Genomic DNA, 13567 nt, shown 5'->3' with positions numbered 1-13567 from the left:
TTAGAGGCATAGCTCCCGTATCGCCTTCGCGACTCCTGCATTGTCATTTGTGTCGGTTATCATTTTTGCAATTGCCTTAAGCTCAGGTATGGCGTTCCCCATAGCCACTCCCATGCCTGCATAGCCTATCATGGAAAGGTCATTTTCACCGTCTCCGATTGCTATGACCTCGTCCTTAGTGATTCCAAGCCGGCCAATCAGGGCGTCTATTCCTTTAGCTTTGCTGACCCCAGCCTTTATGACCTCCAGACCGAACCATGTGGATGACACGGCTTCCAGGTTAGGGTGGCCTTCAAGGGCTCTCCGCAGCTTCAGTAGCTTTTCCGGATGCTCCCTCTCAAGGGAGATGGACTTTACTATCCTTGAGTCCCTCTCTTTGAAGGTCCTCAGGAGGTCATCAGTCTCTATGATTTCAATCCTACTCTCTGGAGGAAGATGAAGATTGGCATCAATATAACCGTTGCCGTCTCCGACAGGTCTGTCGCAGATGAGGGCATTCCATTCGTTGTAGTGAGTGAACAGGTCAAGCCTTCCAAGGAGTTCTGTCAAGTATAGTAGATCCCCGTCATCGATGGTTTCGTGTATGAGAATCTCTTCACCGTATTTGACAAAAGCGCCGTTTGACGCAACGGTCAGGGTGTCAACACCAAGCTTTGACCCGTAAAGGTTGCCGTAGTTATACATCCTGCCTGTAGTGATTGCGATTTTTATCCCCTTGGCGGCAGCTTCCCTTATGGCTTCTATGTTTTCCTTCGGTATCCTCTTGTGGCTGTCGTACAGGGTTCCGTCAACATCAAGGCAAATAAGCTTGTATTTATCCATATTATCTCCAATCATTTGTTTAGTTTAAGCGGTTCGTAAACCTGTCTGAAAAATGGGCTGGAGGCTGAGATACTGTCGTACTCCTCCCAGTTGCCATCACAAACCGGACAGAAATGACCGCCGTGGGCTATTAGGCCAGGACTTGCTTCGAACCTGTGCCCAAGTGGGCATTCCCAGTTGAGTTTCCTCCAGAGGTCTCCGTCATAGCCTTCCGAGAGCAGCCTTCCGCCCCTGAAATCTGCGATTTCCTTCAGGTCATTGAAATCAATTCCTTCAAGACCCTTCCCCTCATCATATCCATGAGAAAGGATTATCTTTTCAGACTCCCTGGTGCTTCTGACCGGGATCCATGTTTCCCAGCCGGGTATAAGCTGCAGGGAACCCATCGAACCGTAGAATGCATCGATCTTTGCTCCATCCTTCTTCCTCATCCACTGAAGGCTTCCGCCTTTGTTTGAGGAGATGGAAGACATGCCCCTTTTTACAGGTGAAGGCCCGAACATTCCGGATAGCTTGATTCCTATCGGCAGCTTCCTTCGGACCCTTTTAGCGAAGTCTTTTGCACTTTCGCTCCTGAAATGAAGGAATCCTTCAAGGATATCCGAATCAAGGTAATACTGCCCATGGAAGTTGCCAAGTGCAAACCAGGAAGGCTCCATGACCTTTATTATATCCCTGATTCCGATGCTTCGGTAGAGCATTTCCATGAACTCGTAGTATGTAAGCCTGCATGTTTCACCGCCGCCCACGTTGTAGATATGTTTCCAGAATTCCTTCGGAAGGTCATAATCTATGATATGTTCAAGCATGTTCGCACTGTCCTCGTCAGAAATCCACTCCATGCAGTTGTTGAGGGGCTGATGGAATATTATTCCGTCCCTGACCGAAAGCAGTCCCTTGTGCATGATTCCGGTCTGCCTGAGCGATACCCAGAATTCAAGGCCTGATTCGGCGACTTCCCTTTCAGCCCTTAGCTTGGAGAGCGCATAGGTGTCGAACATGGCTGGCTTAACCGGATCCCCGACCCTTCCCCAGTGGAGCGGCGGGCGCCTGTCACCTGTTTCAGCAACAGAGCCTATGAATACAAGCTTCACTGAAGCCTCTCTGCCCTGGTCCTTAATGGCTGAAAGGATATTCTTTGTACCATTCAGATTGACCTCCATGGCAAGCTCAGGCAGCTTGTCAGCTGCAGGTGAAACAACAGCCGCCATGTGGATTATGATGTCTGCTTCCCTCACAGGTTCACAAAGGGCATCTCTGTCACAAACATCAGCACAGACTATGGAAAGCTGACCTTTCCTCGACATCTCCTGAAGGGTCTCGATTCTCCTGTCCTTCGGAGATGCGAGAACAATAAGCCTTATGTCCTGTCTGCCAACAAGCCTCTTTATGAGCGGCCACCCCATGTTTCCGGTGGCGCCAGTTATGAATACATTTCTCATAAGCATTATTCACCCGATTTCACTTTTACTATAATCATTGTAATATTTTTTTTGCAAATTTGATATTAATCACAGCAATATCATCCGTTTACCAATAATTCGTCATCCTGAAAAGAAATCTATTGAAAATGTAATCTTTTACATACTATAATGTAGTTACAAAGGCCTTGAATTCAGAATTTTACAAATAAAAGGGTATTAAGGTAGGCCGCAAACTAAGGAGGTACGACATGAACATTACAGACGTAAGGATTAGAAAAATAGCTGCAGAGGGCAAGATGAAAGCTATTGTATCGGTGACATTCGACAATGAGTTCGTTGTTCACGATATCAAGGTCATTGAAGGGCAAAACGGACTTTTTATAGCGATGCCTTCAAGAAAGACACCGGATGGAGAATTCAAGGATATTGCACATCCAATAAACACACTTACAAGGGAAAGGCTCCAGGACTCAATTCTCGGTGAATACGAGAAGGTCAGGAACGAAGAGCCGGAAGTTGAAGTGCTTGTAGCAGCAGAGGTTTAAATTAAAATGCAAATTGTGGCCTGATTTATGTCAGGCCACAATTTTCTCTTGCAAAGAAACTATGTGAAACAAAGCAAAATCCTAACAGCACTTAAGTTGAAATGAAGGGTCTCCTAATCTATAATGGAATAGGTGAAACAAGCTGCAAAAAGGGCGCAGTAGAAAAAATAAAACCCTATTATACAACAGAGGTGAAAGTATGGGAAAATACGCATTGATCCTTGCGGCCGGTGAAGGAAAAAGAATGAAGTCGAAAGTCTCGAAGGTCCTTCACAAGGTATGCGGCAAGGAGATGGTAAACCACGTGATTGACGTGATGAGAAGCGCAGGCTTCGAGGATGTCAACGTGATTGTAGGTAAGGCCAGGGAACAGGTGATTGCAGGAACCTCCTCAAGGGGAGTTTCATTTTCAGTACAGGAAAACCCAATGGGAACGGGACACGCAGTGATTTGCGCAAGGGAATACCTTGAGGGCAAGGATGGAACAGTAGCCATTTTCACTGGAGATGCACCACTCATAAGAAGAGAGACAGTGGAGGCCATGTATTCGAGGCATGAGGCCAATGCTTCAAGCGCTACGCTCCTGACATCGGTAATCGACAACCCTGCTGGCTATGGAAGGGTAATAAGGGACGGCGACGAGGTGCTGAGGATCGTCGAGCATAAGGACTGCAGCGATGAAGAGCTTAAGACTCTTGAGGTCAATGCGGGAATGTACATGTTTGACATAAAGGAGCTTCTTGAAAGCCTTAAGGAACTTAAGAATGACAACGCCCAGGGAGAATATTACCTGACCGATGTCATAGGGATTCTTAAGGGCAAGGGCAAAAAGGTAGGAGCCAGCATCACTGAATTTGACGAGACAAGAGGAGTCAATTCCAGGGCGCAGCTTGCCGAGGCCGAGGAGATCATGAGGGAAAGGATAGCAAGGTTCCACATGGACAACGGAGTCACCTTCATAGACTGGAGATCGACTTACATAGGAGCTGATGTTGCCATAGGCATGGACACTGTTGTTCATCCCGGAGTATCGCTGGAAGGAAAGACCTTCATCGGGGAAGACTGCATCCTTTACCAGAATTCGAGGATCGTAGATTCTGAAATCGGTGATGATGTTGCAGTAACATCTTCAGTGATCCTGGAATCGAAGGTCGGAAGCCATACTTCAGTTGGACCTTTCGCATACATAAGACCTGATTCTGAGATCGGTGAGCATGTCAAGGTGGGCGACTTTGTCGAAATCAAGAAATCGGTCATCGGAGATGGTACCAAGATATCCCATCTCACATATATAGGAGACGCTGAGGTTGGCAGGAATGTCAATTTCGGATGCGGAACTGTAATAGTCAATTACGATGGCAAGAAGAAGTGGAAGACGGTTGTTAAGGACAATGCATTCATTGGCTGCAACACAAACCTCATATCTCCTGTCACTGTAAACGAAGGAGCATATATCGCTGCTGGCTCAACGATAACTGATGAAGTGCCTAAAGACAGCCTTGCCATTGCGAGAGCGAAGCAGGTAGTAAAGGAAGGTTGGGTCACAAGAAGGAACGAAGAAGCTGTGAAAGGGGAGGACATTGTCAAATGAACAAGAGCCACTATAACAACATGAAGATATTTGCAGGGAATTCACATCCGGAACTGGCGAAATCCATAGCCGGAATACTCGGAATGAAGCTGGGGGACTGCAAGGTAGGCACATTTTCCGATGGCGAGATATTCGTCGAGACAAACGAGACCGTAAGAGGCTGCGATGTATTCATAATCCAGTCGACTAACAATCCTGTAAACAACAACCTCATGGAGCTGCTCATCATGATCGATGCCTTCAAGAGAGCTTCAGCAGGCAGGATCAATGCCGTTATTCCATATTATGGATATGCAAGGCAGGACAGGAAGGCCAGATCAAGGGATCCTATCACTGCAAAGCTTGTAGCGGATATCCTGACAACAGCCGGAGCTGACAGGGTCCTTACAATGGACCTGCATGCTGCTCAGATACAGGGATATTTCAACATTCCTCTCGACCATCTGCTTGGAATGCCAATAATCGCTGATTACTTCATAAAGAAGGGCTTCATGGAGAATGAAGACATAGTCGTCGTTTCCCCTGACCTTGGTTCAGTAACCAGGTCAAGGAAGCTGGCTGAAAGGATCCATGCGCCGATGGCCATCATCGACAAGAGGAGACCTAAGGCCAACGTATCTGAGATCATGAACATAATAGGAGATGTAAGGGACAAGGTTTGCATTCTTGTCGACGACATGATAGACACTGCAGGGACCATAACCAACGCTGCAAACGCGCTGAAGGACCTTGGTGCGAAGACAATATACGCGGCCTGCACCCACGGCGTATTTTCAGGACCTGCAATTGAAAGGATCAACAGCTCTGCAATAGAGGAGCTGGTGTGTCTTGATACAATAGCAAGGCCTGACAGGACGGATATGGAGAAATTCACATATCTTTCAGTGGCACCTCTCTTCGGTGAGGCCATAAAGAGGATCAAGGATGATGTTCCATTAAGCAAGCTTTTCGATTGATCAATACTTTTAGCGGCAGGTAAACACCTGCCGCTATTTTAAAATGATTATAATTTGTTAACAATTGACCCCGTACTCATTAATTATTTGTAACTTTTATGATTTTTCTACATAAAGAATATATGATTATGTTAAGAATATTTATTAAACATGAACAGGTCGCCATAATTTATGAGGCCTGGATGTGGAAAAGGGGATTAAATCATGGAAGGAAAGATAGGAAAGATACTGGTAGTGGATGACGACGAGAATATCAGCGAAGTGCTCAAGATGTATCTGCAGAGCTCAGGCTATGACACCAGGGTATGCGGAGACGGAAAGTCAGCCCAGGAGACCTTCCTGGAATACAAGCCTGACCTGGTGCTTCTGGATATCATGCTTCCATACATAGATGGAATAGATGTCCTCAAGTGGATAAGGAGAGACTACGACACTCCTGTAATCATGCTCACTGCAAAGGGAGACACCTTTGACAAGGTGCTCGGACTTGAGCTCGGAGCAGACGACTACATGGTAAAGCCTTTTGAACCCAAGGAAGTTGTTGCGAGGGTCAAGGCTGTCATGAGGAGATTCAACACTGACGGAGGCGGCAAGGAAGTCCTGAACTTCCCTGAGCTCAACATCGACGTCAATTCATACAACGTAACCTACAAGAACCAGGACATAAAGATGCCTCCGAAGGAGTTCGAGCTGCTTTATCACCTGGCATCCAACAAGAACAGGGTATTCACAAGGGAGCAGCTGCTCTGTGAGGTTTGGGGCTATGACTATCCCGGAGACTCGAGGACTGTGGATGTACACATCAAGAGATTAAGGGAGAAGCTCCACGGCGGACCGAACTGGCAGCTTGAGACTGTCTGGGGAGTAGGATACAAGTTCGAAGTCAAATAGGATTTGGTGGAATTATGAAGAACAGCAGTCTGGTGACGAAGCTGGTGGCGACTCTCGCCATCGTCGTCGCCGTTAGCTATATTTTGATATCTGCGGCACTGTCGATCTGGTTCCAGGGACATCTGCGCGCACAGGTAACCGAGAGGGCTGAAATAACATCGGGATATATCGCGGAGTACGTCACCGACTATCTCGACAAGGACATAGACGACATAGTCCTGGATGAGAACATAAGAAGGGTCTCGGAGGGTGAAGACTGGGACTTTCTCCTTATCGATGCATCAGACTATATCTACTATGTTTCGGATGCAAGCTACGACAGCCTTATCTACTCAAAGTTCAGGCTGCCTGACAAGGGCAGGCTGATAGCTGGCTCGGAGCTTGAGATAAACGGAGAGGTGAATCCTGTAACCAAGGAGACATCCCTTGTATTCATTAAGCCTGTATTCAACCAGGATGCATACGTGGGGAGTCTCGTGACCTACATCGCAGATGATGCGGTCCGGGAGCCTCTTTCAAGCGTGCTTGTCATAATCTGGGGGCTTGCGGCGCTTGCCTTCTTCATGACGCTGCTTGGAATATACTACTTTGTACAGAAGATGCTGTTCAAGCCTCTGACTGACCTGAACACCATAGCTGCAAAAATCTCAAAGGGAGAGGTCTCCCAGAGGGTTAACGTCACCTCTGACGACGAGATAGGGCAACTCGCAAAATCCTTCAACATCATGGCGGAGTCGCTTGAGCAGACTGACAAGAACAGGCGCGACTTCCTGTCAAATATTTCCCATGAGCTGAGGTCCCCGATCACATCGATGAAGGGCTTCATAGCAGGAATACTTGACGGGATTATACCAAAGGACAAGGAGAACTATTACCTTACGATAGTCTATGATGAGACACAGAGGCTGACGAGGCTGGTCAACGACCTTCTTGACCTTTCAGCGATGGAATCCGGAAGGTTCTCCTTCAGGATGACTGAGGTTGACTTGAACGAGATAATAAGGCTTTGCATAATAAGAGCTGAAACCAAGATAAACGACAAGGGGCTCAAGGTCAATGTCACCCTAGAAGGCGATCATCTTTATGTGGCAGGGGACAGGGACAGGCTGATACAGGTAGTTACGAACCTCCTCGACAATTCAATGAAGCATGCGCCTGACAACGGACATGTGGAGATCTACACCAAAACCAAGGGAAAGAAGGTACATACTACCGTATACAACGACGGTCAGAGTATATCGGACAGCGACATCAAGTATATATGGGACAGATTCTACAAGGCTGACAAGTCAAGGACCAACAAGGTTTCAACGGGTCTGGGGCTTCCCATCGTCAGGAACATAATCACACAGTTCGGCGAAGACATTTGGGTGGAGAACAGGCCTAAGGGCGTTGCATTCACCTTCACGCTGAGCAAGACCTAAGGAGACGAAATGGGAGAGTTTGATAAGGATAGGGAAACCAGTCAGAATAATGAAGAATTAAGGGACGAGAACCGCTCCGGTGAGATAAGGTTCAGGCAGGACAAGAAGGCAAGGTTCCTTCAGAGGCTTGCCGGAATCTCAGCTCTCCTGGCGGTAATAGTCATGACCTCACTCATTACGTCGACCATAGTTGCGAGACGGATTTATGAGAACGCATTGAGATTGGACACAGAAGGCAACATACTTCAGGTTATCAGGATGAACATAGAGAACTTCACACGCGACTTCTATGACAGGCAGATCATCAGGGACATATATGCAAGGGTTGCAGGTTCACTTGTCGGAGTATCAAGGGATCCGCTTGCATTTGGCACTGGAAGCTATGACGGGGTCCTCACCGGAGTTGTAATGAACGGAAGCGGCCACATACTGGTCCCGTATTCAGTTATCGACGGGTATGCCGGTCCCATATATGTTAAGACTGCAAAAGACAAGGATATTGTACTCGAGGCTACTATTGTCGGTAAGGACAAGTCCACGGATACAGCGGTAATTATGGTCGAGGGACTTGAAGTGGAACCTCCGAAATTTGGAGACTCAAGCTCTGTGAAGGTTGGGCAGGCGGTTCTTGCAATAGGCAACGCTTTCGGTGATTCTGAAAAGGGCACTGTAACCTTCGGAATAATAAGTACTGTAAACAAGCTGATATCTACAGTCACAGAGGACAACAGGGAAGTGAAGGTGTACGCCTTCGAGACGGATGCCAGTGTCAACAGGGCGACAAACGGAGGAGTGCTGGTGAGCATGCAGGGCGATGTCATTGGAGTAAATAGCCTTGACCTTTCGGAGGACTTCAACGGAGGGTTCGGAGCAGCTATAACGATAAATGAGGCCAGGAGCGTGGTGCGCAGCATCATAAACACCGGGCAGGCCATTGAGCCATACATGGGTATCACAGGAAACATAGTAACCGAAGACCTTGAAGGGCAGACAGGCTACTACATCAGAAGGATCGAGCCTGAAAGCACGGCGGACAGGGCTGGTCTGAGACCTACTGACATCATACTGTCAATAGACGGGATCGCAATGACATCGGATACTACGATAGATGACTACCTTAAGACCAAGAAGGTAGGAGAGACAGTTACTCTGAAGATAATGAGAGTGTCGGAAGAGCAGACCATAGAAGCTACTCTTTACGGAACCAGGGTAAGATGATTTTTCAAAGGGGCTTTATATCAGGCCCCTTTTTGCATTACAATGTAATGACACAGGAATTGTAAAAGGAGAATGATATAGATGGTAAAGGTAGAGAGCTTCCAGATGGACCACACTAAGGTTAAGGCTCCTTTCGTCAGGAAGTGCGGATTGTTTCTCGGCAAGAACGGAGACACAGTATCAAAGTTTGACCTGAGGTTCATACAGCCAAATCAGGGTGTAATGGAGACATCGGGAATACATACTATGGAGCATCTTCTTGCAGGGTACATGAGGGAAAAGATGGAGGACATCATAGACATTTCCCCTATGGGCTGCAGGACCGGCTTCTACATGGTAGCCTGGGGTGACCTCACTGAGGATTCTGTTGCTGATGCACTTGAATATGCTCTGAAAATGGTCATCGAGACTGATGAGATACCTGCCGCAAACGAGCTTTCGTGCGGAAACTACAGGGACCATTCTCTTGAGCTTGCAAAGAGCTATGCTAAGGAAGTCCTCGAAAAGGGACTGCGCAGCGGCTTCTACGTTTGATTGGATGGTGGTGAATTTTGTATCTTATCGTAGGACTTGGAAATCCAGGGCCTGACTACATGCACACAAGGCACAATGTTGGCTTCGACTGTCTCGACATGCTTGCGTCCGATATCGGGGCAAGCCTTGACAGGACAAGGTTCAGAGGCTATTTCGGTGAAGGAAGGATCGGAACTGAGAAGGTGCTACTCCTGAAGCCATCCACCTACATGAACCTTTCGGGTGAAAGTGTTGGTGAAGCGGCAGCCTTCTACAAGATACCTCCTGAGAACATAATACTTGTCTACGACGATATAAGCCTCGAAGTAGGGAGGCTGAGAATAAGGAAGAAGGGAAGCCCGGGAGGCCACAACGGCATCAAATCCGTTACAGCGCACCTCGGGACAGACCTCTTTCCAAGAGTAAAGATAGGCATAGGCGGTCCGCAGAGGGATCTGGTAAGGCACGTGCTCGGAAGGTTCCAACCGGAGGAAAGGGAAGTCATGGACAGGACACTTACTGCCGCTAAGGATGCTGTAATTGCCATGGTGAGGACTGGAATTGATTCTGCGATATCGGAATATAACAGCTTCAGGGCCGAGCAGGTGTCATCATGAGACTTAATGGAATTTTAGATGCCATAGAATCCGACAAGGGCTTCAGGGAGCTTGTCGGCAATATGGAGGCGAGGAAGCATCCCGTAGGTGTATACGGAGTGTCAGAATCAGCAAAGGCCTTCCTCTTGTCAGCTGTGTTCAGAAAATCAGAACACGGCCTTTTCGTGTTTGCCTCGAAGGACATGGATGCCAAGAACCTTTACGAGGACCTTCTTCTTTATGAGAATGACGTGTATTACTTCCCTTCTAAGGAAGCGGTTTTCTACAACATTGACGCAATATCCGGAGACCTCAGGTGGGAGAGGCTGAAGGTCATGAAACGGCTCCTTGAGGGTGGCCGGAAGATAGTGGTGACAACCATTGATGCACTGAGCCAGTTCTATACACCGGCAGGCTTCTTCAGGACGTACACCTTCAAGTTAAGGAAGGGTGAGACGGCAGACCTCAAGGCAATAGCCAGAAGGCTTACGGAGTCCGGGTACCAGAGAGTTGAGATGGTTGAAGGACGTGGAGAGTTCGCCCAGAGGGGCGGCATCCTCGACATCTTCGTTCCCATGGGGTCAATGCCCTACAGGATAGAGCTTTTCGGGGATGAGATTGATTCCATAAGGACCTTCAATCCCGAGACGCAGAGAAGCATAGAGCATGTCGACTCAATAGAGATTTTCCCGGCAAAGGAAATGATAATCGGACAGGCGACCATGGAAAATGGAGCCAGAAGGATTGAAGCCGAGCTGAAGGGAATCATCGAGACCAAGAGCAAAAGGAAAGAGTACCAGAAGGAGAGCCTTGAAAAGCTGAAGATGAATGTAGGCGCGAACCTGGAACATCTGAAGGAAGGCATGTACTTCGAGACCATAGATTCCTATCTGCCGTTTTTCTACGATAATCCGTCGACTCTGTTCGATTTCATAGGCAGCGATACCATAGTAGTTGACGACACATCCAATTCTCTCGGGAAGCTTGATTCGACATACCTTGAGTTCAGGGAGAACTATGAAGCGTTCCTGGAAAGGGGAGAAATACTTCCATCTCAGGGAAAGCTTCTCATGGAAAAGGAAATACTGATATCGGAGCTGAAGGAAAGGCCTGTTGTGACCTTGAACCAGTTCCAGAAAACAGAAAAATTCCTTCCTCCAAGAAGTCTGGTTTCGTTCAATGAGGTGACCATATACAACTACCAGGGTCAGCTTGACATGCTTATCGAAGACATCAGGGAGAGGAAGAAGAGAGGCTATGCGACAGTTATCCTCGCAGGCTCAAGGTCAAGAGGTGAGAGGCTTGTCGAGACGTTAAGGGACAGAGGCCTTGAATCATCATACAAGGACCAGATTTCAAAGCTTGTGCCTTCGACAGTTACTGTTACTTTCGGAAACCAGCTAAGGGGCTTCGAATTCCCTGACATCAAGCTGTCGCTCATATCTGACAAGGAAGTTTTCGGAGAAGCGAAGAGAAAATCTGCAAAAAAGCCAAAAAAGGGAAAGGGCCTTGCAAAGATCCAGTCCTTTACTGAGCTGAAATCCGGGGACTATGTAGTCCACGCAAATCATGGAATAGGAGTATTCCACGGAATCAGGCAGCTTGAGAGCGGCGGCCTGATAAGGGATTACCTGGACATCTCCTATGACAAGAACGACAAGCTGTTCATACCGGTAGAGCAGCTCGACATGATACAGAAGTATGTTGGCTCAGAGGGCAAGGAGCCTAAGGTAAGCAAGCTGGGAGGCTCTGAATGGGCTAAGGCCAAGGCAAAGGTAAAGACGTCTGTAGATGAGATAGCCGAAGACCTTATAAAGCTTTATGCCGAGAGGGAGAAGGTAAAGGGCTTCGCATTCAGCAAGGATACCGAGTGGCAGAACCAGTTTGAGGATGAGTTCCCGTACACTGAAACTGATGACCAGCTGACGTCGGTTGAAGAGATAAAGGCTGATATGGAGAAGGACAAGCCAATGGACAGGCTGCTTTGCGGCGATGTCGGCTACGGCAAGACGGAGGTTGCCATGAGAGCGGCCTTCAAGGCGGTGATGGACGGGAAGCAGGTGGCTTTCCTGGTTCCTACCACCATACTTGCAGAGCAGCACTATGGGAATTTCAGGAGAAGGTTCCAGGGGTTCCCTGTTAAGGTCGACATGATATCGAGGTTCAGGTCACCAAAGCAGCAGTCTGACACCTTAAGGAGCCTCAAGGAAGGAAACGTAGACATCCTGATAGGTACCCACAGGCTCATATCCAAGGACATAAGGTTCAAGGACCTGGGACTGCTTGTGGTTGACGAGGAGCAGAGGTTCGGAGTCACCCACAAGGAAAAGCTGAAGCAGATGAAGAGGAGCGTTGATGTGCTCACTCTGTCAGCGACACCTATTCCGAGAACACTGCACATGTCAATGACTGGAATCAGGGACATCTCGGTAATCGAGACTCCTCCGGAGGAAAGGTATCCGATACAGACCTATGTGGTGGAATTCAACGAGCAGCTGGTAAGGGATGCAATCCTCAGAGAAAAATCCAGAGGAGGCCAGGTATACTTTGTCCACAACAGGGTTGAGGACATCAATGTGCTGCATGCGTACCTTCAGAGGCTCATACCTGAGGTCACCATAGACATTGGGCATGGGCAGATGTCAGAGAGGGAGCTTGAGAACGCCATGATGAACTTCATGGACGGCTATACTGATGTGCTTCTTTGCACGACAATAATTGAAACGGGCATGGACATACAGAACGTCAACACTATAATCGTCAACAACGCAGACAAGCTGGGCCTTTCACAGCTGTACCAGCTTAGGGGAAGGGTAGGAAGGACGAACAGGATTGCATATGCATACCTTACCTACAAGAAGGACAAGGTGCTTACGGAGGTTGCTGAAAAGAGGCTGAGAGCCCTTAAGGACTTCACTGAGCTTGGAAGCGGATTCAAGATAGCGATGCGTGACCTAGAGATAAGGGGTGCAGGTAACCTAATGGGCAAAGCCCAGCATGGACAGATGTCAGTTGTCGGATACGACCTGTACGTCAAGATGCTGGATGAGGCTGTGAGGATGCTTAAAGGCGAAATTGATGAGGCTGAGATCAACACGGTCATCGATATCAAGATAGATGCTTACATACCTACGGAATACATCGAGGATGAGATGCACAAGATTGAAGTGTACAAGAAGATCGCTTCAATCGAAAGCAGGGAGGAATACGATGAGGTCAAGGAGGAGCTCATCGACAGGTTCTCTGACATTCCTGATTCACTATACAACCTAATGGACATCGCACTTCTCAAGGCATTTGCGAAGAAGCTTGGTGTACTTGAGATCAAGGACCACGGGACCTATGCCCTGATCACATTCGCATCGCCTGACAAGATGACGAAAGCTGTAATTGACAAGCTCCTTAAGACTTACGGAAGAAGGATCGAATTCAGGAGGGATGCGCCGGCAATATCCTACAAGATAACCGAAAAGCACAAGGATCAGATGGTTGCAGCTCTTACGGCATTCATGACCGACCTTCTGGCTTCAAACCGTACTTAAGCTAATTTTTAGCATGCGATACTACACTTGTTGAAGCGGGACAGG

The 13567-nt window shown here is 47.9% G+C and carries 11 protein-coding genes; 9 read left to right on the top strand and 2 right to left on the bottom strand.

Annotated elements, in window-relative coordinates; genetic code table 11:
• Complete coding sequence (locus J2Z34_RS05820; RefSeq protein ID WP_209458927.1) at positions 1-822, bottom strand: Cof-type HAD-IIB family hydrolase; 822 nt, start codon at positions 820-822, stop codon at positions 1-3.
• Positions 823-833: 11 nt separating this feature from the next.
• Entirely contained in the window at positions 834-2264 is a 1431-nt protein-coding gene (locus tag J2Z34_RS05815; protein ID WP_209458926.1) for an NAD-dependent epimerase/dehydratase family protein, read from the bottom strand.
• Between the two features lie 230 nt (positions 2265-2494).
• On the opposite strand from J2Z34_RS05815, the gene spoVG reads away from it, so the two are divergent.
• The 9 genes from spoVG (at position 2495) to mfd (ending at position 13522) form a co-directional block, all read left to right on the top strand.
• Positions 2495-2791 carry a septation regulator SpoVG gene (spoVG, locus tag J2Z34_RS05810; protein ID WP_209458925.1) on the top strand — a complete coding sequence of 99 codons (297 nt, stop codon included), beginning with the start codon at positions 2495-2497 and terminating at the stop codon, positions 2789-2791.
• Between the two features lie 199 nt (positions 2792-2990).
• Positions 2991-4382 carry a bifunctional UDP-N-acetylglucosamine diphosphorylase/glucosamine-1-phosphate N-acetyltransferase GlmU gene (gene glmU, locus J2Z34_RS05805; RefSeq protein WP_209458924.1) on the top strand — a complete coding sequence of 464 codons (1392 nt, stop codon included), beginning with the start codon at positions 2991-2993 and terminating at the stop codon, positions 4380-4382.
• Positions 4379-5338: a ribose-phosphate diphosphokinase gene (locus J2Z34_RS05800; protein WP_209458923.1), complete on the top strand. Its 960-nt coding sequence runs from the start codon at positions 4379-4381 to the stop codon at positions 5336-5338. The genes glmU and J2Z34_RS05800 overlap by 4 nt, the downstream gene beginning before the upstream one ends.
• Positions 5339-5542: 204 nt before the next feature.
• A complete protein-coding gene (locus J2Z34_RS05795; protein ID WP_209458922.1) occupies positions 5543-6229 on the top strand; it encodes a response regulator transcription factor in 687 nt (228 codons plus the stop codon).
• A gap of 14 nt (positions 6230-6243) precedes the next feature.
• Positions 6244-7653 (top strand): sensor histidine kinase, encoded by a 1410-nt coding sequence (locus tag J2Z34_RS05790; RefSeq protein ID WP_209458921.1) that lies wholly within the window; start codon positions 6244-6246, stop codon positions 7651-7653.
• Positions 7654-7662: 9 nt separating this feature from the next.
• The gene (locus J2Z34_RS05785) at positions 7663-8871 is read left to right on the top strand and encodes a S1C family serine protease (RefSeq protein ID WP_209458920.1); all 1209 of its coding nucleotides are present in this window, start codon (positions 7663-7665) and stop codon (positions 8869-8871) included.
• Positions 8872-8952: 81 nt separating this feature from the next.
• Positions 8953-9405: an S-ribosylhomocysteine lyase gene (locus tag J2Z34_RS05780; RefSeq protein WP_209458919.1), complete on the top strand. Its 453-nt coding sequence runs from the start codon at positions 8953-8955 to the stop codon at positions 9403-9405.
• A 17-nt stretch (positions 9406-9422) separates the two neighbouring features.
• Complete coding sequence (gene pth, locus J2Z34_RS05775) at positions 9423-10001, top strand: aminoacyl-tRNA hydrolase (protein WP_209458918.1); 579 nt, start codon at positions 9423-9425, stop codon at positions 9999-10001.
• On the top strand, positions 9998-13522 hold the full coding sequence (gene mfd / locus J2Z34_RS05770; protein WP_209458917.1) for a transcription-repair coupling factor: 3525 nt from the start codon (positions 9998-10000) through the stop codon (positions 13520-13522). The genes pth and mfd overlap by 4 nt, the downstream gene beginning before the upstream one ends.
• The last annotated feature ends 45 nt before the right edge of the window (positions 13523-13567 follow it).

Source organism: Youngiibacter multivorans, assembly GCF_017873395.1.
GTDB classification, from domain to species: domain Bacteria; phylum Bacillota; class Clostridia; order Clostridiales; family Clostridiaceae; genus Youngiibacter; species Youngiibacter multivorans.
Note: the sequence above shows the minus strand (reverse complement) of the source record. Positions and strands in the feature narration are given on the sequence as shown.

What these genes read in the sequence shown, in the direction of transcription:
- J2Z34_RS05820 (WP_209458927.1), bottom strand. Translation starts at nt 822, where the DNA reads ATGGATAAATACAAGCTTATTTGCCTTGATGTTGACGGAACCCTGTAC.
- J2Z34_RS05815 (WP_209458926.1), bottom strand. Translation starts at nt 2,264, where the DNA reads ATGAGAAATGTATTCATAACTGGCGCCACCGGAAACATGGGGTGGCCG.
- spoVG (WP_209458925.1), top strand. Translation starts at nt 2,495, where the DNA reads ATGAACATTACAGACGTAAGGATTAGAAAAATAGCTGCAGAGGGCAAG.
- glmU (WP_209458924.1), top strand. Translation starts at nt 2,991, where the DNA reads ATGGGAAAATACGCATTGATCCTTGCGGCCGGTGAAGGAAAAAGAATG.
- J2Z34_RS05800 (WP_209458923.1), top strand. Translation starts at nt 4,379, where the DNA reads ATGAACAAGAGCCACTATAACAACATGAAGATATTTGCAGGGAATTCA.
- J2Z34_RS05795 (WP_209458922.1), top strand. Translation starts at nt 5,543, where the DNA reads ATGGAAGGAAAGATAGGAAAGATACTGGTAGTGGATGACGACGAGAAT.
- J2Z34_RS05790 (WP_209458921.1), top strand. Translation starts at nt 6,244, where the DNA reads ATGAAGAACAGCAGTCTGGTGACGAAGCTGGTGGCGACTCTCGCCATC.
- J2Z34_RS05785 (WP_209458920.1), top strand. Translation starts at nt 7,663, where the DNA reads ATGGGAGAGTTTGATAAGGATAGGGAAACCAGTCAGAATAATGAAGAA.
- J2Z34_RS05780 (WP_209458919.1), top strand. Translation starts at nt 8,953, where the DNA reads ATGGTAAAGGTAGAGAGCTTCCAGATGGACCACACTAAGGTTAAGGCT.
- mfd (WP_209458917.1), top strand. Translation starts at nt 9,998, where the DNA reads ATGAGACTTAATGGAATTTTAGATGCCATAGAATCCGACAAGGGCTTC.